We start from the raw sequence: 19,529 nt of genomic DNA, 5'->3' as shown, positions 1-19,529 counted from the left end.
TAGAGCGACAGGCGTATCATTACGCCACTGCAATAGCCTTTTTGACCCCGGTTGGCACGTACTGACCGAGGCATTTTTCCACTGCCGTGGGATGCATCGATGAGCAATCAGATTCCTGTACACGACGTCACACCGCCCGCCAAGAACGCGAACAACAGCGTCGACCTCTACGCCTCCCGGGAAAAAATCTACACCCGCGCCTTCACCGGCCTGTTCCGCAATTTGCGCATGATGGGTGGCGTCGGCCTGTTCCTGCTGTACTTCGGCACCGTCTGGCTGAACTGGGGCGGACATCAAGCGGTCTGGTGGAACCTGCCGGAACGTAAATTCTTCATTTTCGGTGCGACCTTCTGGCCCCAGGACTTCATCCTGCTCTCAGGCCTGCTGATCATCGCCGCCTTCGGCCTGTTCTTCATTACCGTGTACGCCGGGCGCGTCTGGTGTGGCTACACCTGCCCGCAGAGTGTCTGGACCTGGATCTTCATGTGGTGCGAAAAAGTCACCGAAGGCGATCGCAACCAGCGCATCAAGCTCGACAAGGCGCCGATGAGCGCCAACAAGTTCCTGCGCAAGTTCAGCAAGCACACGCTGTGGCTGCTCATAGGCTTTGTCACCGGCATGACCTTCGTCGGCTACTTTTCGCCGATCCGTGAACTGGTGATCGAATTTTTCACCGGGCAAGCGGATGGCTGGTCGTACTTCTGGGTCGGTTTCTTCACCCTCGCCACCTACGGCAACGCCGGCTGGCTGCGTGAGCAAGTGTGCATCTACATGTGTCCGTACGCGCGCTTCCAGAGTGTGATGTTCGACAAGGACACCCTGATCGTTTCCTACGATCCGCGCCGTGGCGAAGCCCGTGGCCCACGCAAGAAAGGCGTGGACTACAAGGCCCAGGGCCTGGGTGACTGCATCGACTGCACCATGTGCGTGCAGGTCTGCCCCACCGGGATCGACATCCGCGACGGCCTGCAGATCGAGTGCATCGGCTGCGCGGCCTGCATCGATGCCTGTGACAGCATCATGGACAAGATGAACTACCCCCGCGGGTTGATCAGCTACACCACCGAACACAACCTGTCCGGGCAAAAAACACATAAACTGCGCCCGCGCCTGATCGGCTACGCCTTGGTGCTGCTGGCGATGATCAGCCTGCTGATCACCGCGTTCTTCATGCGCCCGCTGGTGGGGTTCGACGTCAGCAAGGACCGCGTGCTGTACCGCGAGAACGCCGAAGGACGGATCGAGAACGTCTACAGCCTGAAAGTCATGAACAAGGACCAGCGCGACCACACCTACGTCCTCGAAGCCGCCGGCCTGCCAGACCTGCGACTGCAGGGCAAGCGCGAGATCAAGGTCGGCGCCGGTGAAATTTTCAGCATGCCGGTCGAGTTGTCGAGTGCGCCGGAGCAACTGCCGTCGAGCACCAACGAGGTGAAATTCATCCTCCGCGATGCCGAAGACGCCAGCGTCCACGTTGAAGCCAAGAGCCGATTCATCGGCCCACAAAATCGTTGAGAGAAGTCATCATGCCTGCAGCAAACGTCACCAGCCCCTGGTACAAGCACCTCTGGCCATGGATCATCATCGGCATCCTGGCCTGTTCGGTGACATTGACCCTGTCGATGGTGACCATCGCGGTAAACAACCCGGACAACCTGGTCAACGACAACTACTACGAGGCCGGCAAAGGCATCAACCGCTCGCTCGACCGCGAGCTGCTGGCCCAGAACCTGCAACTGCGCGCCAGCATGCACCTGGACGGCATGACCGGTGAAGTCGCCCTGCACCTGACCGGCGACAGCCAGCCGCAGACCCTGGAACTCAACCTGATCTCGCCGACCCAGCCGGAAAAGGACCGCAAGATCATCCTCACCCGCAGTGACACCGAGCAGGGTCGCTACGTCGGCCAGCTCAACGACAAGGTCGAAGGCCGGCGCTTTGTCGAATTGCTGGGCACCCAGGACGACCATGTCTGGCGCATGTTCGAAGAAGAACAGGTCAGCCATGACAAGGACCTGCTGCTGGGCGATGAACCGCTGCAAGGTGCCGAAGACCTGAAGCAGTAATCCTGCGCTTCGCGCATCGCGGGCAGGCCCGCTCCCACAGGTTCGGAGGACACTGAAGATCCACTGTGGGAGCGGGCTTGCCCGCGAAGAGGCCCTTGCGGACGACATAGACTGATCAGATGACCACCCCACTCCCCTGCTACCACTGCGCCCTGCCCGTCCCCTCCGGCAGCCGCTTCACCGCCGTCGTGCTCGGGGAGTCCCGCGAGTTCTGCTGCCCGGGTTGCCAGGCCGTGGCCGAGGCGATTGTCGCCGGCGGGCTGGACAGCTACTACCAACACCGCAGCGAAGCCTCGGCCAACCCCGAAGCCTTGCCAGTGCAACTGGTGGACGAACTGGCGCTCTACGATCGCGCCGATGTGCAGCAACCCTTCGTCCGTCATGAGGGCGACCTCGCCGAGACTACCCTGTTGATGGAGGGCATCAGCTGCGCCGCCTGCGGCTGGCTGATCGAGAAACACCTGCGCAGCCTGCCCGCCGTGGCCGAGGCCCGGCTGAACCTGTCGAACCATCGCTTGCACGTGAGCTGGGCCGACAGCCAACTGCCCCTGAGCCAGGTGCTCAGCGAATTGCGTCACATCGGCTACGCCGCCCACCCCTATCAGGCCGACCGCGCCAGCGAACAACTGGCCAGCGAAAACCGCCTGGCTTTGCGTCAGCTGGGAGTTGCCGGGCTGCTGTGGTTCCAGGCAATGATGGCAACCATGGCTACCTGGCCGGAATTCAACATCGACCTCAGCCCGGAACTGCACGCGATTCTGCGCTGGGTCGCGCTGTTCCTCACCACACCCATCGTGTTCTACAGCTGCGCGCCGTTCTTCAAGGGCGCGATGCGCGATCTGCGTACCCGCCACCTGACCATGGACGTATCGGTCTCGCTGGCCATTGGCGGCGCGTACCTGGCCGGCATCTGGACCTCGATCACCGGGGTTGGCGAGTTGTATTTCGACGCGGTCGGCATGTTTGCGTTGTTCCTGTTGGCTGGCCGCTACCTCGAACGTCGCGCCCGCGAGCGCACCGCCGCGGCCACCGCGCAACTGGTCAACCTGCTGCCGGCGTCCTGCCTGCGCCTGGGGGCCGATGGCCAATCGGAACGGATCCTGCTCAGTGAACTGCGCCTGGGCGATCGAGTGCTGGTCCATCCCGGCGCCATCCTGCCGGCGGACGGCAAGATTCTCGAGGGCCAATCAAGCATTGATGAGTCGCTGCTGACCGGCGAATACCTGCCACAAGCGCGCGCCCGAGGCGATGCGGTGACGGCCGGCACGCTGAATGTCGAGGGCGCGTTGACCGTCGAAGTCCTCGCCCTGGGCCAGGACACCCGACTGTCCGCCATCGTCCGCCTGCTGGACCGCGCCCAGGCGGAAAAACCACGATTGGCGGAAATCGCCGACAAGGCCGCGCAATGGTTCCTGCTGCTGTCGCTGGTGGCGGCGGCGGCCATTGGCCTGCTGTGGTGGCAACTGGACTCGAGTCGCGCGTTCTGGATCGTCCTGGCGATGCTGGTCGCCACTTGCCCCTGCGCCCTGTCGCTGGCCACACCGACCGCCCTGACCGCCGCCACCGGCACCCTGCACAAACTCGGCCTGTTGCTGACCCGAGGTCACGTGCTGGAGGGCCTGAATCAGATCGACACGGTGATTTTCGACAAGACCGGCACCCTCACCGAGGGCCGCCTGGCGCTGCGGGCGATCAGGCCGCTGGCGGACCTCGACAGCGATCAGTGCCTGGCCCTCGCCGCCGCCCTGGAAAACCGCTCCGAACACCCGATTGCCCGCGCATTCGGTCGCGCCCCACTGGCTGCCGACGAAGTACTGAGCAGTCCCGGCCTGGGCCTTGAAGGCCAGGTCGGGGAGCAACGCCTGCGCATTGGCCAGCCGGCCTTCGTTTGCGCCCTCAGCGGTTGCGCAGTGCCGGCGATGCCCGACGAAGCTGGTCAGTGGTTGTTGCTGGGCGACAGCCGCGGCGCCCTCGCCTGGCTGGTCCTCGACGATCGCCTGCGGGCCGACGCTCCCGCCTTGCTTGCCGCTTGCAAGGCGCGCGGTTGGCGTACGCTGCTGCTGTCGGGCGACAGCTCGCCGATGGTCGCCAGTGTCGCCGCTGAACTGGGCATCGACGAAGCCCGCGGCGGCCTGCGCCCGGACGACAAACTGCAGGTGCTGCAGCAACTGCACCAACAGGGGCGCAAGGTGTTGATGCTCGGTGACGGGGTCAACGACGTGCCGGTGCTGGCCGCCGCCGACATCAGCGTGGCGATGGGCTCGGCCACCGACCTGGCGAAAACCAGCGCCGACGCGGTGCTCTTGTCCAACCGCCTGGACGCCCTGGTGCAAGCCTTCAGCCTCGCACGCCGGACCCGTCGGGTGATTATCGAGAACCTGCTGTGGGCCGGGCTGTACAATGGCCTGATGTTGCCGTTCGCCGCCCTCGGCTGGATCACGCCGGTGTGGGCCGCGGTCGGTATGTCCATCAGTTCGTTGACCGTGGTGCTCAATGCCTTGCGCTTGACCCGCCTGCCCAGGCAGGTCGCCGCTGCAACGCCACACACCCGCGCGCTACCGGCCTGAGCCGCTCGCCATGGAGTCCAGATGCCAGCTCTCTACGTGATGATCCCGGCGGCGCTGCTGATCGTCGCCATCGCCATCTACATCTTCTTCTGGGCGGTCGACAGCGGCCAGTACGACGACCTCGACGGTCCGGCCCACAGCATCCTGTTCGACGACCAGGACCCAAACCACAAGGCGGCCATCAACGAGGCCGACGGCACACCAACGCCGCCAGACAAACCTCAAGACAAGACCCCTCCCCATGCTTGAACTGGCGCCACTGCTGGTCTCGGCGCTGATCCTCGGGCTGCTCGGCGGCGGCCATTGCCTGGGCATGTGCGGCGGCCTGATGGGCGCCCTGACCCTGGCGATTCCCAAGGAACAACGCAGCCGGCGTTTTCGCCTGTTGCTGGCGTACAACCTGGGTCGGATCCTCAGCTACGCCACCGCCGGCCTGCTGATCGGCCTGGCGGGCTGGGCGGTGGCCAATAGCCCGGCGGCGCTGTTCATGCGGGTGCTGGCCGGGCTGCTGCTGATTGCCATGGGCCTGTACCTGGCGGGCTGGTGGAGCGGCCTGACCCGTATTGAAAGCCTCGGACGCGGGCTGTGGCGGCACATCCAGCCGGTGGCCAATCGGCTGCTTCCGGTCTCCAGCCTGCCTCGTGCCCTGCTGCTCGGCGCCCTGTGGGGCTGGCTGCCCTGCGGCCTGGTGTACAGCACGCTGCTGTGGTCGGCCAGTCAGGGCAACGCCCTCGTCAGTGCGTTGCTGATGCTCGCCTTCGGCCTTGGCACCTGGCCAGTATTGCTCGCCACTGGTCTCGCCGCCGAGCGGGTCACGGCGCTGCTGCGCAAACGCAGCCTGCGCATGACCGGTGGCCTGCTGGTGATCCTGTTCGGCCTGTGGACCCTGCCCGGGCCACACCAGCATTGGTTGATGGGTCACTAGCCGCCTGCAGGCCCGTGTCAGCGTTGATACAAATCAACATGCCCTGCCGGACCTCCCCCTAGACTGGCGCCATTGCCAGCCTCTCCGGGGAATGCCCGCATGCTCGACGCCATTCATTGGGACCCAGATCTGATCCGCCGCTACGACCTCCCGGGCCCACGCTACACCTCCTACCCGACCGCGGTGCAATTCCACAGCCAGGTCGGCAGCTTCGACCTGCTGCATGCGCTACGCGACAGCCGCAAGGCGCAGCGCCCGTTGTCGCTATACGTGCATGTGCCGTTCTGCGCGAACATCTGCTACTACTGCGCCTGTAACAAGGTCATCACCAAGGACCGCGGCCGGGCACTGCCCTATCTGCAGCGCCTGGAGCAGGAAATCCAGTTGGTCGCCTGCCACCTCGACCCGAAACAGACCGTCGAGCAATTACACCTCGGTGGCGGCACGCCGACCTTCCTCAGCCACGACGAACTGCGCCAACTGATGGCGCAACTGCGCAGACATTTCAATCTGCTGGACGATGACTCCGGCGACTACGGCATCGAGATCGACCCACGGGAGGCCGACTGGTCGACCATGGGCCTGCTGCGCGAACTGGGCTTCAACCGGGTCAGCATCGGCCTGCAGGACCTCGACCCGGCCGTGCAACGGGCGGTCAATCGCCTGCAGAGCCTGGACCAGACCCGGGCGGTGATCGACGCTGCGCGGACCCTGCAGTTTCGCTCCATCAACATCGACCTGATCTACGGCCTGCCCAGGCAAACGGTGGAAAACTTTGCCCGCACTGTCGACGAAGTCATCAGCCTGCAGCCCGACCGGCTCTCGGTGTTCAACTACGCCCATTTGCCCGAACGCTTCATGCCCCAGCGGCGGATCAACAGCGAGGATCTGCCCGCGCCTGCAGAAAAACTGCAGATGCTGCAGCGCACCATCGAACAACTGACTGCCGCCGGTTACCGCTACATCGGCATGGATCATTTCGCCCTGGCCGACGACGAATTGGCCATCGCCCAGGAAGAGTCGACCCTGCAACGCAACTTCCAGGGCTACACCACCCACGGTCATTGCGATCTGATTGGCCTGGGTGTCTCGGCCATCAGCCAGATCGGCGATCTGTACTGCCAGAACAGCAGCGACCTCAACGAATACCAGAATGCCCTGGCCAGCTCGCACCTGGGCACCAGCCGTGGCCTGGTCTGCAATCAGGATGACCGGATTCGGCGGGAGGTGATTCAGCAACTGATGTGCAATTTCAGCCTCGATTTCTCGACGATCGAGCAGCAGTTCAATCTCGACTTTCGCGGCTACTTCGCCGAACTTTGGCCACAACTGAGCGCCATGGCCAAAGATGGCCTGATCCAGCTCGACCGCGACGCAATCGTCGTATTGCCGGCAGGACGGCTGCTGGTGCGTTCGGTGTGCATGGTGTTTGACGCCTATCTGCAGCAACAGAACCGCCAGCGCTTCTCGCGGGTGATTTAGCGCCAATTGATGCTGCGATAGCCTGCGCCAAAATGCCGCGCACTGGTCTGAAGGTCCTTTCGTGGGTTACCCTTACACCTTATGTGTGTTCTTCCCACAAGGATCCAAGAAATGTCCGAGCCAGTTAAGCTGCGCGCTCACAGTCAGGCCCATTGCAAGGATTGCAGCCTGGCCCCCCTCTGCCTTCCGCTTTCGCTGAATCTGGAAGACATGGATGCGCTGGACGACATCGTTAAACGTGGACGACCGTTGAAGAAAGGCGAGTTCCTGTTTCGCCAGGGCGACCAGTTCGACTCAGTGTTCGCCGTCCGCTCCGGTGCGCTGAAGACCTTCAGCCTGAGCGACACTGGCGAAGAGCAGATCACCGGCTTCCACTTGCCCAGCGAGCTGGTCGGCCTGTCGGGCATGGACACCGAATCCCACCCGGTGTCGGCCCTGGCTCTGGAAACCACCTCCGTGTGCGAAATTCCCTTCGAGCGCCTCGATGAACTGGCCCTGCAACTACCGCAGCTGCGTCGTCAGTTGATGCGGGTGATGAGCCGGGAGATTCGCGACGACCAGCAAATGATGCTGCTGCTGTCGAAGAAAACCGCTGACGAGCGCATCGCCACCTTCCTGGTCAACCTGTCCGCACGTTTCCGCGCCCGCGGCTTCTCGGCCAACCAGTTCCGCCTGGCCATGTCGCGCAACGAAATCGGCAATTACCTGGGCCTGGCGGTGGAAACTGTGTCGCGGGTGTTCACGCGCTTCCAGCAGAACGAGCTGATCGCCGCCGAAGGCAAGGAAGTGCACATCCTCGACCCGATCCAGCTATGCGCGCTGGCCGGCGGTTCCGTCGAAGGCTGAGGCCGTGCAGGCAGCCGGGCGAACCTGCCCGGCTGCCGTTATACTCCTGCGTTTGCAGCCTGCCAGGACATCTCGACGATGCTCATCGACACTTTCGACATCAAATCCCTGATCCGCCCCGTGATCGACTTCCCCAAGCCAGGCGTGATCTTCCGTGACATCACCCCGTTGTTCCAGTCGCCCAAGGCCCTGCGCCTGGTGATGGACAGCTTTGCCCATCGTTATGTCGAAGCCGATTTCACCCACATCGGCGCCATGGATGCCCGCGGTTTCCTGATCGGCTCGGTGCTCGCCTACCAGTTGAACAAACCCCTGGTGCTGTTCCGCAAGCAAGGCAAGCTGCCAGCGGACGTACTGGCCGAGGGTTACCAGACCGAATACGGCGAAGCCTTCCTCGAAGTCCACGCCGACAGCCTGTGCGAGGGTGATTCGGTGCTGATGTTCGATGACCTGATCGCCACCGGCGGCACCCTGATTGCCGCGGCCAACCTGGCCCGACGCATGGGTGCGAAGATCTTCGAAGCAGCGGCGATCATCGACCTGCCGGAACTCGGCGGCTCGCAGCGCCTGGAAGACATGGGCATCCCGACGTTCTGCCTGACCCAGTTTGCGTTGTCCGAGCAATAACACCCCCCCACTGTAGGAGCTGGCTTGCCAGCGAAAAACCTGAGAGCGCCGCATACATTCAGGATGCCCGCGTCATCGTTGACGTTCTTCGCTGGCAAGCCAGCTCCTACAGGGGTATCTACATCTGCGGTTTTACAGCCCCATCTGCTTGCTGATGATTTCATTCATCACTTCCCGCGTGCCGCCACCGATCGACAGGATGCGGTTGTCGCGGTACAGGCGTTCCACCAGGCTGTCACGCATGTAACCCATCCCGCCGAGGATCTGCACCGCGTCGTGGGTGATGCGGTCGGCGGTGTCGGTGGCGAAGTTCTTGGCCATGGAAATTTCCTTGATCACGCTCTTGCCGGCGGCCATTTTCGCCGCCTGGCGATAGGTGAACTCGCGGGACACTTCCAGCGCGGTGGCCATTTCCGCCAGGCGATGCTTGAGCACCTGGAACTTGCCGATCGGTTTGCCGAAGGCTTCGCGTTGGCGCGCCCAATTCAGACTCTCTTCCAGTGCGAGCTGGGCGGTCATGTTGGCCATCAGTGCCAGCGCCAGGCGCTCACTCTGGAAGTTGCCCATGATGCAGGCAAAGCCCATGTTCTCGGCGCCAATCAGGTGTTCCACCGGCACCCGGCAGTCCTCGAAAAACAGCTCGGCGGTGTCCGAGGCCCACCAGCCCATTTTTTTCAGCGAGCGCCCGACGGTGAATCCGGGCGTGCCCTTTTCGATCAGCAACAGGCTGATGCCGCCGAAACCGGGCTCGCCGGTGCGCACCGCAACTGTGTAGAAATCCGCACGGACACCGCTGGTGATAAAGGTTTTGCTGCCATTGACCCGATAATGATCGTCCTCGCGCACAGCGCGGGTCTGCAGGTTGGCGACATCCGAACCGCCGCTGGGCTCGGTGACCGCCAGGGCGCTGATCTTCTCGCCGCTCAGCACTTGAGGCACCATGCGCTCGCGCACCTCGGGACGCGCCCATTTGACGATCGGTGGCAAACCGATATCCAGCGACCCCAGCCCGGCGACCAGCCCGCCCGAGCCGCAGCGCATCAGCTCCTCGCTGGCGGCGATCTTGGCAAACAGATCGCCTTCGTGGCTGCCCCCCAGAGCCTCGGGGTAGCCAATGCCGAGAATCCCGGCTGCGCCGGCCTTGCCGTAGAGCTCACGAGGAAAGCCCTCGGCCTCCTCCCACTGGGAAATGTCCGGCAATATCTCGCGCTCGACGAAACGTCTTACGCTGTCGCGGACCAATTCATGGCTGGGATCGAAGTATTCCTGAAAGGCAGGCATCGGCGAACTCCACTGAAGGGTTCAGCGAAGTTAACCGAGCGCTTGCTTGGTTTTCAACCGAATTGTGCGTAAAGCCCTTTAGAGGGAAATCGGTTTGCGCCCCGCAAACGAATGCGCCAGGGTGCCGCCGTCCACCAGTTCCAGCTCGCCACCGAGCGGCACGCCATGGGCGATGCGCGAGGTGATCAAGCCCTTGTTGGCGAGCAACTGGGCAATGTAGTGGGCAGTGGCTTCGCCTTCCACGGTCGGGTTGGTGGCCAGGATGATTTCAGTGAAGGTGCCAGCCGCTTCAATCCGTGCCAGCAATTGCGGGATGCCGATGGCCTCCGGCCCCAGACCGTCCAGCGGCGACAAATGCCCCTTGAGCACGAAGTAGCGACCACGAAAGCCGGTCTGCTCCACGGCATAGACGTCCATTGGGCCTTCTACCACGCACAATAGACTGTCGTCGCGACGATTGTCTGAACACTGCGGGCACAGGTCGTCTTCGGTCAGCGTGCGGCACAGGCGGCAATGCCCCACGCCCTCCATCGCCTGGCTCAAGGCCAATGCCAGGCGCGAACCACCGCTGCGGTCGCGCTCGAGCAACTGCAACGCCATACGCTGGGCAGTTTTCTGACCTACCCCTGGCAAGGTGCGCAGGGCGTCGATCAGTTGGCGAATCAAAGGGCTGAAGCTCATGGGGAAAGGTCCGACAAAACAACGAGACGCGGTTTATACCCGCGCCTCTGGCCAGCGTCAAATGCTCATGTCCGGCTCAGTCGCTGGCGACCCTCACCACCAGCTTGCCGAAGTTGCGCCCCTCCAGCAGCCCGATAAAGGCCTCGGGCGCCTGCTCCAGGCCATCGACCACGTCCTCGCGAAACTTCATCTTGCCATCACGCACCCACGGCGCCATGGCCTTGAAGAACTCCGAGTGTCGATCGCCATAGTCATCAAACACGATAAAGCCCTGCATCCTCACCCGCTTGGTCAGCAAGGTGCGCTGCAGCAGTGGCATGCGGTCAGGTCCCGCCGGGGTCTCGGTGGCATTGTACTGGGCGATCAAGCCACAGACCGGGATCCGCGCCCTGGGCTTGAGCAAGGGCAGCACCGCGTCGAACACCTTGCCGCCGACGTTCTCGAAATAGATGTCGATGCCCTCGCCGCAGGCCCGGGCCAATTGCTCGGCAAAGTCCTCGGCCTTGTGGTCGAGGCAGGCATCGAAGCCCAGCTCATCCACCACGTAGCGGCATTTATCGGCGCCGCCAGCCACGCCAATTACTTTCAGGCCCTTGATCTTCGCCACCTGCCCCACCACCGAGCCCACAGCACCGGAGGCTGCCGCCACCACCAGGGTTTCCCCGGCCTGGGGCTGACCAATGTCCATCAGGCCCATGTAGGCGGTCATGCCCGGCATGCCGAGCACTCCCAGCGCCATGGACGGGCTGGGCAACCCCGACGGCAGCGGAATCAGCGCTCGGCCGTCGCTGATGCTGTGGCTCTGCCAGCCCGTGGCCCCCACCACCAGGTCGCCCTCCTGGAACTTCGGATTCAGCGAGCGCTCGACGCGGCTGACAGCGCCACCGGTCATTACCTCACCGATTTCCACCGGCGCCGCGTAGGACGGTGCGTCACTCATGCGTCCGCGCATGTAGGGATCGAGCGACAGATACAGGGTCTTGAGCAATACCTGACCGTCGGCCAGGTCCGGCAGGGCCTCACGCTCCAGGCGAAAATTCTCCGGGGTCGGCGCACCGACCGGCCGGGAAGCCAGCACGATGCGTTGGTTGAGGGTTAGTTCGTCGGGCATGTCAGCGTCTCCTTGAGCGATGAATTCAAAGGTATAGAGCAGACCGCAGGGCGCAGCGGGTGTTCGATGTTTCGCTGGCCGAGGTGTTTTGCGCAGGCGCCGGATACAAAAATGCCAGGCGGGCTGCCTGGCATTTTTTGTAGTCCATCTGCCGCGCTGACGCGAATCAGAATGGCAGTTTCATGCCCGGCGGCAGTTGCATGCCAGCGGTCATGCCGGACATTTTGTCCTGGCTGTTGGCTTCGATCTTGCGCACGGCGTCGTTGACGGCCGCAGCGAACACCGCTTCGAGCATCTCCTTGTCGTCTTCGCTCAGGCCTTCCACCAGGCTTGGGTCGATGGTCACGCGCTTGACGTCGTGACGACCGGTCATTACCACGGTGACCATATCGCCACCGGCTTTACCGGTGACTTCGGCGTTGGCCAGCTCTTCCTGCATCTTGGCCATTTTTTCCTGCATCTGCTGCGCCTGCTTCATCAGGCCGGCCATGCCACCTTTCATCATGGGAATCACCTCAAAAGTACTTGGATCAAAACGGCGCCCGGCCAACAGGCCGAACACCTTCAGTTATTAACCCTGGCTGACCAGGGCCTCGACAGGTTCAATAGTATCGTTACGGATCACTGCGCCGAACTGTTGCATCATCTGCTGGATGAACGGATCGCCGTGGATCGAATCCTCAGCCTCGCGCTGGCGATCGGCACGGCGCCGCGACGCCGCCTGGGCCGGGGTTTCCTGCTCCGGCTTGATCAGCTCGATGGTCAGGGTCAGGGTGCGCTGGTGATACTGGTTCAGCGCATCGTTGAGCCGGCGCTGCTGGGTCGCGTTGAACAGCGCACTGTGCGCCGGGTCCAGGTGCAGCAGCCAATGGTCGCCGTCGACGGCGATCAGCGTGCAGTTGGCGGCGATGCTGCCGGTCATCCCGGAAATCGGCAGTTTGGCGAACAGCTCCAGCCATTGCAGGGCCAGACCGGTCGCCGGCATGGCAGCGGGCTCGGGTTCCGGCTCGGGCGCAGGTTCGGCCGCGTGCTCGCTGGCCAGTTCATCCAGGTAGCTGTAGGCCGAATCCATGTCCGGCTCGATGTAGTCCTCATCCAGCGGCGGCTCGTCGTCCAGGTCCATGCCCGGCGTCGCGGCCTCGACTTCGGCCACGGACGGCTGGGGAATCGGCGCAGCGGCCCATTCCGGCGCGTCAGGTACCACGCTGTCGGGTACTGGCACGGGCATCGGCGTCAGGTCTGGCTGCTCGGCGACGGTTTCCAGCACAGGCTCGTCCGGCACCGGGAGCGGGTCGTTCCACGGCAGGTCGACGACCTCCTCGGCCACCACCGGCGCAGGCTCCACTTCGGCAACCACCGCTGGCACCTCGGGCTGCGGCGCGGGCGCTACGGCCGGCGCTGCTGTGGGTGCCGGCGGCGCTACACGCTGCGGGACCGCCACTGATTGAGCGGAATCAACTGTGGCCTGGCTGATCCCCACTGGCTTTAGTGGCTGTCTCGGCGCATCGGCGGTGTCAGCCGGGCGGAACGCCAGCATGCGCAGCAGGACCATCTCGAAGCCGCCACGGGGGTCCGGCGCCAGGGGCAAGTCGCGGCGCCCGATCAGGCCCATCTGGTAATAGAACTGCACGTCTTCGGCCGGCAGCGCCTGGGCCAGTGCCAGCACCCGGTCACGGTCGCCATGGCCATTATCGACACCTTCCGGCAAGGCCTGGGCGATCGCCACCCGGTGCAGCACATTGAGAATTTCCGAGAGCACGCCATTCCAGTCCGGGCCCTGCTCGGCCAGATGGCGCACCGCCTCGAGCAACGCCTTCGCGTCCCCCTCGATCAGCGCATGCAAGACGTCGTAGACCTGGCCGTGATCAAGGGTGCCCAGCATCGCCCGCACGTCGGCGGCCATGACCTTGCCTTCACCGAAGGCGATTGCCTGATCGGTCAGGCTCATGGCGTCACGCATCGAGCCGTCAGCCGCGCGACCGAGCAACCACAGGGCGTCGTCTTCGAACGGCACGTTCTCCACACCCAGGACGTGGGTCAAATGCTCGACTACACGCTCCGGCGTCATGTTTTTCAGGGAGAACTGCAGGCACCGCGACAAAATCGTTGCAGGAAGTTTCTGCGGGTCGGTGGTCGCCAGGATGAACTTGACGTACGGCGGCGGCTCTTCGAGGGTTTTCAGCAGCGCATTGAAGGAATGGCTGGAGAGCATGTGCACTTCGTCGATCAGGTAGACCTTGAAGCGCCCACGGCTCGGCGCGTACTGCACGTTGTCGAGCAGCTCGCGGGTGTCCTCGACCTTGGTCCGGCTCGCGGCGTCGATCTCGATCAGGTCGACAAAACGCCCCTCGTCGATTTCCCGGCACACCGAACAGGTGCCACAGGGCGTGGAGGTGATGCCTGTTTCACAGTTCAGGCATTTGGCTATGATCCGCGCAATGGTGGTCTTGCCCACGCCGCGCGTACCGGTGAACAGATAGGCGTGGTGCAGCCGCTGGCTGTCCAAGGCATTGATCAGAGCCTTGAGCACATGGGTCTGGCCGACCATTTCGCGGAACGAGCGCGGACGCCATTTACGTGCAAGAACCTGATAACTCATCGAAAACCGTCGCGACTGGGAAACAGAAGCCGGTAATGCTAGCGGAGCAAGGCCAAAATTGCATCCGGTGTGCTCGGCTAATCTGGCTAAGCTGGAGTTCGGGGGCGTTTTAATCGGCGTCAGGCAGTCCTTGTCGGAGAGTTTATGCGTTCAGCCTTGGGGGCTTTGTTGTTGTTCAGCGCCAGCACGATCGCGGCGCCCACGCCACTGCGTTTTGCCATCACCGACAGCTGGACGATGCCCATGGTGCAGATCGAACAGGGCCGCCCGACCCAAGGCATCCTCCATGACGTGATGCTCAGCCTGGCGACCCAGGTTGGCATGCCTGTCGAGTTCCACGTGCTGGCCCGCGCCCGGGTGCAAAACGCCATGGAGCACGGCGAAGTCGATATCCGTTGTTATGCCGCGCAGTCCTGGCTGCCCAACCAGTCCGGCGACTATCTCTGGAGTGTGCCCCTGTGGTTCCAGCGCGACCTGCTACTCAGCAGCCAGGTGGGCCACGCGCCGGTGACGCTGGCCAACCTCGCGCCACAGAGCATCGGCACCGTGCTGGGCTACGACTACCCCACCCTGCAACCGCTGTTTGACAACGGCCAACTCCGGCGTGACGACGCGCGCAACCAGGAGCAGGTGCTGCAAAAACTGCGGGCCGGACGCACGCACTACGCGGTGAGCAACCAATGGACCCTGGACTGGTTCAACCAGAAGCTGGCGCCTGAGCGATAGATGAGCGCCGTTGCGGTGCTGCAGGAACACAATCTGGGCTGTTACCTGCGCAACGACCCGGACCTGCCGGTGCAACTGATCCTGCGTACCCTGCTGAAAATGAAAATGTCCGGGGAAATCGACGACATCATCCAACTCTACACCGGCACGCAGGCGGCGCAGCCCTAGGCGCCAGAGCGCCGGTAGGTCGCCTTGACTTCGCGGTCACGGTGCACATCGAACAGATGAAAGCGGTTGCGCCCGCTGTGCTTGGCCACGTACATCGCCTGGTCGGCGTGGCGCAACAGGGTTTCGGCATCTTCGTTGTCGAACGGAAACTGGGTAACACCAATACTGGCGCAGACCTGGATATCCTGGCCGAGGATCGAATACGGCGCCGAAATCGCCCCGAGCAGGCGATTGAGGACCCCGCGCAACTCCGCGACATCGTGCACGTAGCGCAGGATCAGCACGAACTCGTCGCCGGCCAACCGTGCCACTACGTCCTCGCCCCGTACAATGCTGCGCAGGCGCTTTGCGACCTCGACCAGCAGCAGGTCGCCGCTGGCATGGCCATAACCGTCGTTCACCGCCTTGAAGCCATCGAGGTCGAGCATGCACACAGCCAGCGGCACCGCTTCGATGCGCGCCCCCTCCAGCGCCTGGTTCAACAGCTCGGAGAGGAACGCCCGGTTGGGCAGCCCGGTCAGTACGTCATGCCCGACCCGCCATTGCAGGGCATGCAGCAGCCGGCGCTTTTCAGTGGCATCAAAGGCAATCGACAGATACCGATGCACCCGCCCGGACGCTGGCTCCAGCACCGGCAACAGGGTGCAGTCGACCCAATACAGGCTGCCATCCCTGGCGCGATTGCAGATTTCGCCCTTCCAGACGTTGCCCAGGGCAATGGTCCGCCACAACGTGGCGAAGAAATCCGCCGGGTGCAGGCCGGAATTGACCAGGCGATGCTCGGCGCCCAGCAGCTCTTCGCGCCGATAGCCGGAAACGCTGCAGAACTGATCGTTGACGTAGGTAATCCGGCCATCGAGGTCGGTTTCGCAAAACAAGGCAGCGGCATCCACTGCCTTGCGGTATTTCTCATCCATGAGTCTGGCCCGTTGTGACTAGCGGTCGTAACGTTCGACCAGTGCGCAACGCCCGGAAGAGTTGGGTAAGAGGACGCTGGATTGTCCGGCGGCGAGTGAAATCAGTTGCACATCAACCCTCCATGATCGACGGGTGATGGCCCACAAATAGCCAAAGAACAACTAGCCTTGATGACCTTATACCCGTCAGGTGCCACACCCCGATGGGTGAAATCCGGGCCGATAATGGCGGTTTCATATCGCCTTGACTGCGATACTCAGGCGCCCAAATACCCGTACGAAACGACGATTCTACGAAATACATCACATTTTGGAAAGCAAGGTGATGAATCATGCAGTTGCGCAATGCGAAAAACTATCGTTAAGTTCTTGATTCTAAATGGGAATTGAGCGATGCAGATTTCAAGTTTGGGTCCAGCCATCAAACGCTATCGCAAGGTAGCGGGGCTCACTCAGGCTGAACTCGGCGAAAGAACCGGTTTTGACCCCAAAACCATCAGCCGCTTCGAAACCGGCACCTATACCCCCAGCGTGGAAGCCCTGTTCACGCTTGCCAGCGCGCTGGGAGTGAAGCTCAAGGTTTTTTTCGCCGATTATGGCGACGAAGACGAACAACGAGCCTATCTATTCGGTGTCATACACAAAGCACCCCCAAAGGATCTGGGAAAGCTGATCGCAGCGGTTGATCACGCCTTGTCCAAGCCTTAGAGCCAGAAACAAAAAACCCGCAGTGGCAACGATCTTCGTTGCCACTGCGGGTGTGTGCCCGTGCGCAAAACCGCCTGTCAGCCGCTGGTGAGCGGCTCGCTGCTGGCACGGGTGCGGTCCACCAGGCGAATCCGGTCACGGCCGCTGCGCTTGGACTCATACAGCGCACTGTCGCCCTGCTCGATCAGGAAGGCGAGGCTGGCGGGCGGCTGGTCGAACAGGCTTGCGCCAATGCTCAGGGTGACCGGTTCCGGGGTGACAAAGGCCTGCTCGGCCACCTCTTGGAACTGCTTGCGCAACGCATCGCCGAGGCCGACGACCTTGGCGCTCGAGGTGTTGTTCAACAGGATCACAAACTCATCGCCACCCAGCCGCGCGACCAGCGCACCTTCGGGCAACTGCGCCCGAATCAATTCGCTCAGGGTGACCAGCAGGCGATCCCCCGCGGTATGCCCGTAGAGGTCGTTCACCAGCTTGAAGTTATCGATGTCGATCAACAGCACCGCACCCGGTTGCGTGGCCGAGACCGCGCCCAGCAGACGCGGGGCGCGTACTTCCAGGGCCCGCCGGTTGTACAGCGCCGTCAGCGGATCACGCGCGGCCAGACGGGCGATCTGCCGCTCCCGGCGATAGCGCTCGGTACCGGTCATCGACAGCGCGATCAGCATGATCGCCATTGCCCCCTCGACCAGCGAAATCTGGATGATCTCCCCGCGAAAGGCCGCCAGGTCGATAAAGGTGCCAGGAATGACCGCGATCAACGCCTTGATGAAATAGAACAGGCCGTGCCCCAGCAGCACATAACGCAGTTGCACCGCACCAATACTCAACGACCTGCCATGGGGCCGCAGCAGCAGGCTGGCCCGCAGCATCAGCACGGCAACCAGCAAGGAGTTGGCCATCAGCATGATCTTCGACCACGACGGCTCGTTCGGCAGCCACAACAGCCCCAGCCACAGCAGGAAAATCAGGTACCAACCGCGGGACAGCCGCTGCTGGGTAAACCGCGCCACCCCCTGCAGGAACAACCAGTGGGCGACGATCAGCAGGCCATTGGCGAACCAGATACCCATCAACAGATAGCCATTGACCCGCAGCAAGGCCAGGGTCGAACCCACGGAAATGGTGGCGAAACCCGCGCTCCAGAACAGCAGCGAAGACTCTCCGATAATCCGCCACTCGATCGCCAGATACAGCGCAGCCGCGCCGGCAAGGGCAATCGAAAGCATCAATAGCGTAGGAGGATCGAGCGCCATGGGGGACTGCCTGGGAGAAATCGGCTGATAGGTCGCGAGTGTAAGCGTTTGCCAGGGATTTTCGCAGCAGAAACGCTTCAGTTGAGCGATCGGAAACGAGCAACAGCGCTCAGGGCGTTATCAGGATTCGGGAGTTTTTGAACGACGCCTTGAGAACTCAAGGACTTGGAGATAGGTGGCAACCCCACCAGCCACACCCCGGCACACAATGTTCCCGCTGTGGCTGCTTCCTTCCGGATCTGACCAGGTTCACGGGTAATCGTTGCGGGGGGACCGATGGGGTCACCATAACGACACTCGCCAGTCGGCGAGCCGCGCCATTGTACCTATCTGCGACGAAGTTACAACCGTTCACACAGATTAAAAAAAATGAGTGCGTTCAATGACCTGCGACAGCCCCGGTTTCATTGCACGAGCACCTCGTCGGCCCTGCCGCCCTGTTCCTGGATCACCAAGTGGATGAAATGCAGTTTGCCGATGACGGCGGGCGACAGGACGAAGGGGTAGAAGTCTGGCTGTCCCATGCTGCGCGACAGCTCATTGAGCATGCCGGCCAGTTCGATCCAGGCATTGACGAAGGCAAGGAACGCCGGCGCACTCGGGTCCTGCGCAGCGTAGAGCACGTTCGCAGGGAAGGGTTGATAGTCGAGGTCCATTTCGCGGGTACTCATGCCGAAGCCCAGGGCTGTGTCGAGGGCATCCATCATGTGCAGGTAATGTGCCCAGGTCTCCGCCCAGTCCTCCCAGGGATGCATGCTGGCATAGGCGCTGACATGCCGCTGCTGCCAGCCCAAGGGCGCACCCTGGCGATAATGGCGCTGCATTGCGTGAGCGTAGTTGTCGCGTTCGTCGCCGAACAAACGGCGGAAGTCATCGAGCCACGGACCGCCAGCGATCAGCCGATCCCAATAATAGTGGCCGATCTCATGGCGAAAATGCCCGAGCAAGGTGCGATAGGGCTCGTGCATCTGCAACCGGACCCGCTCGCGATGCGCATCGTCGGCCTCGCGGATATCCAGGGTGATCAGGCCGTTGGCGTGGCCGGTGGTAGGCAACTTGCCCTCAAGATCGACTCCGACAAAATCAAAGGCCAGGCCGCGCTCGGCATCGGCTGTCTTACCCATCACCGGCAAACCCAGGCCCAGCAACTGTGCCACCAGCCGCCGCTTGGCGGTCTCGACCTTGCGCCACAGCTCATGGTTTTGCCGGATCGACAGGTCGGGGATGGTCTGGTTCAGGCTGCAGGCCAGGCAATACGCGCCGGTATCCGCAAGCGGCACCAGCCAATTGCAGGCCGCCGGGGTATCGAGGTTGGCGCAACGGCGAAACAGCCCGGCCTCCGGCTGCGCGTCAAGCCGCCAGGTGCTCGGCTCGAGCCCCGCCTGCAACGATGAAACGCAGGCCTGTCCGGGCGCATAGCCGAGCACCGCCGAACAGGCCAGGCACTGGCTGTTGCGAAAAAATACCGCTTGCCCGCAACGACACTGCCAGACCTTGCTGTCGCGCGGGATTGCGCCGATGAAGGGTGCGGCAATACGCGAGCTGAGTTGTTCGAAGAAGCGCTGCATG

General features: G+C 62.8%; 16 protein-coding genes, 1 other RNA gene and 2 pseudogenes. 10 read left to right on the top strand and 9 right to left on the bottom strand.

Annotation, left to right across the window (positions count from 1 at the left end; all coding sequences use genetic code 11):
- The first annotated feature begins 99 nt into the window (after positions 1 to 99).
- The 8 genes from ccoG (at position 100) to ACZYR5_RS22745 (ending at position 8,513) form a co-directional block, all read left to right on the top strand.
- A complete protein-coding gene (gene ccoG, locus ACZYR5_RS22780; protein ID WP_489091793.1) occupies positions 100 to 1,515 on the top strand; it encodes a cytochrome c oxidase accessory protein CcoG in 1,416 nt (471 codons plus the stop codon).
- A gap of 11 nt (positions 1,516 to 1,526) precedes the next feature.
- On the top strand, positions 1,527 to 2,066 hold the full coding sequence (locus ACZYR5_RS22775; RefSeq protein WP_489091794.1) for a FixH family protein: 540 nt from the start codon (positions 1,527 to 1,529) through the stop codon (positions 2,064 to 2,066).
- Positions 2,067 to 2,185: 119 nt separating this feature from the next.
- Complete coding sequence (locus tag ACZYR5_RS22770; protein WP_489091795.1) at positions 2,186 to 4,633, top strand: heavy metal translocating P-type ATPase; 2,448 nt, start codon at positions 2,186 to 2,188, stop codon at positions 4,631 to 4,633.
- A gap of 21 nt (positions 4,634 to 4,654) precedes the next feature.
- The gene (gene ccoS / locus ACZYR5_RS22765; protein ID WP_489091796.1) at positions 4,655 to 4,882 is read left to right on the top strand and encodes a cbb3-type cytochrome oxidase assembly protein CcoS; all 228 of its coding nucleotides are present in this window, start codon (positions 4,655 to 4,657) and stop codon (positions 4,880 to 4,882) included.
- The gene (locus ACZYR5_RS22760) at positions 4,875 to 5,558 is read left to right on the top strand and encodes a sulfite exporter TauE/SafE family protein (protein ID WP_489091797.1); all 684 of its coding nucleotides are present in this window, start codon (positions 4,875 to 4,877) and stop codon (positions 5,556 to 5,558) included. The genes ccoS and ACZYR5_RS22760 overlap by 8 nt, the downstream gene beginning before the upstream one ends.
- Before the next feature lie 99 nt (positions 5,559 to 5,657).
- Positions 5,658 to 7,040 carry an oxygen-independent coproporphyrinogen III oxidase gene (gene hemN, locus ACZYR5_RS22755; RefSeq protein ID WP_489091798.1) on the top strand — a complete coding sequence of 461 codons (1,383 nt, stop codon included), beginning with the start codon at positions 5,658 to 5,660 and terminating at the stop codon, positions 7,038 to 7,040.
- A gap of 111 nt (positions 7,041 to 7,151) precedes the next feature.
- Entirely contained in the window at positions 7,152 to 7,886 is a 735-nt protein-coding gene (fnr, locus tag ACZYR5_RS22750) for a fumarate/nitrate reduction transcriptional regulator Fnr (RefSeq protein WP_489091799.1), read from the top strand.
- 78 nt (positions 7,887 to 7,964) lie between these two features.
- The gene (locus tag ACZYR5_RS22745) at positions 7,965 to 8,513 is read left to right on the top strand and encodes an adenine phosphoribosyltransferase (RefSeq protein ID WP_489091800.1); all 549 of its coding nucleotides are present in this window, start codon (positions 7,965 to 7,967) and stop codon (positions 8,511 to 8,513) included.
- Positions 8,514 to 8,645: 132 nt separating this feature from the next.
- Here ACZYR5_RS22745 and ACZYR5_RS22740 read toward each other — a convergent pair whose 3' ends face one another.
- From ACZYR5_RS22740 to dnaX, 5 genes are all read right to left on the bottom strand, one after another.
- Positions 8,646 to 9,794: an acyl-CoA dehydrogenase family protein gene (locus ACZYR5_RS22740; RefSeq protein ID WP_489091801.1), complete on the bottom strand. Its 1,149-nt coding sequence runs from the start codon at positions 9,792 to 9,794 to the stop codon at positions 8,646 to 8,648.
- Positions 9,795 to 9,872: 78 nt separating this feature from the next.
- A complete protein-coding gene (recR, locus tag ACZYR5_RS22735; RefSeq protein ID WP_489091802.1) occupies positions 9,873 to 10,475 on the bottom strand; it encodes a recombination mediator RecR in 603 nt (200 codons plus the stop codon).
- 76 nt (positions 10,476 to 10,551) lie between these two features.
- Entirely contained in the window at positions 10,552 to 11,586 is a 1,035-nt protein-coding gene (locus ACZYR5_RS22730; RefSeq protein ID WP_489091803.1) for an NADP-dependent oxidoreductase, read from the bottom strand.
- Positions 11,587 to 11,752: 166 nt separating this feature from the next.
- Positions 11,753 to 12,091, bottom strand: a complete 339-nt coding sequence (locus ACZYR5_RS22725) for a YbaB/EbfC family nucleoid-associated protein (RefSeq protein WP_008028561.1) — start codon at positions 12,089 to 12,091, stop codon at positions 11,753 to 11,755.
- 66 nt (positions 12,092 to 12,157) lie between these two features.
- Positions 12,158 to 14,185, bottom strand: a complete 2,028-nt coding sequence (gene dnaX, locus ACZYR5_RS22720) for a DNA polymerase III subunit gamma/tau (RefSeq protein ID WP_489091804.1) — start codon at positions 14,183 to 14,185, stop codon at positions 12,158 to 12,160.
- 144 nt (positions 14,186 to 14,329) lie between these two features.
- On the opposite strand from dnaX, the pseudogene ACZYR5_RS22715 reads away from it, so the two are divergent.
- Positions 14,330 to 15,079 (top strand): annotated as a pseudogene (locus ACZYR5_RS22715) (substrate-binding periplasmic protein).
- 11 nt (positions 15,080 to 15,090) lie between these two features.
- Here ACZYR5_RS22715 and ACZYR5_RS22710 read toward each other — a convergent pair.
- A pseudogene (locus ACZYR5_RS22710) lies at positions 15,091 to 15,996 on the bottom strand (diguanylate cyclase domain-containing protein); the annotation flags it as partial.
- A gap of 393 nt (positions 15,997 to 16,389) precedes the next feature.
- On the opposite strand from ACZYR5_RS22710, the gene ACZYR5_RS22705 reads away from it, so the two are divergent.
- On the top strand, positions 16,390 to 16,704 hold the full coding sequence (locus ACZYR5_RS22705; RefSeq protein WP_489091805.1) for a helix-turn-helix domain-containing protein: 315 nt from the start codon (positions 16,390 to 16,392) through the stop codon (positions 16,702 to 16,704).
- A 77-nt stretch (positions 16,705 to 16,781) separates the two neighbouring features.
- Here ACZYR5_RS22705 and ACZYR5_RS22700 read toward each other — a convergent pair whose 3' ends face one another.
- The 3 genes from ACZYR5_RS22700 to ACZYR5_RS22690 all read right to left on the bottom strand — a co-directional run bounded on the left by ACZYR5_RS22700 (position 16,782) and on the right by ACZYR5_RS22690 (position 19,528).
- Positions 16,782 to 17,960, bottom strand: coding sequence for a GGDEF domain-containing protein (locus tag ACZYR5_RS22700; RefSeq protein ID WP_489091806.1), 1,179 nt, complete (start codon positions 17,958 to 17,960; stop codon positions 16,782 to 16,784).
- A 182-nt stretch (positions 17,961 to 18,142) separates the two neighbouring features.
- An RNA gene (ffs, locus tag ACZYR5_RS22695) (signal recognition particle sRNA small type) lies at positions 18,143 to 18,239 on the bottom strand.
- Between the two features lie 125 nt (positions 18,240 to 18,364).
- Entirely contained in the window at positions 18,365 to 19,528 is a 1,164-nt protein-coding gene (locus ACZYR5_RS22690) for a zinc-binding metallopeptidase family protein (RefSeq protein ID WP_489091807.1), read from the bottom strand.
- Between the last annotated feature and the right edge of the window lies 1 nt (position 19,529).

This window comes from Pseudomonas sp. F007, assembly GCF_057814275.1.
This window is presented reverse-complemented; position numbering and strand designations above follow the sequence as displayed.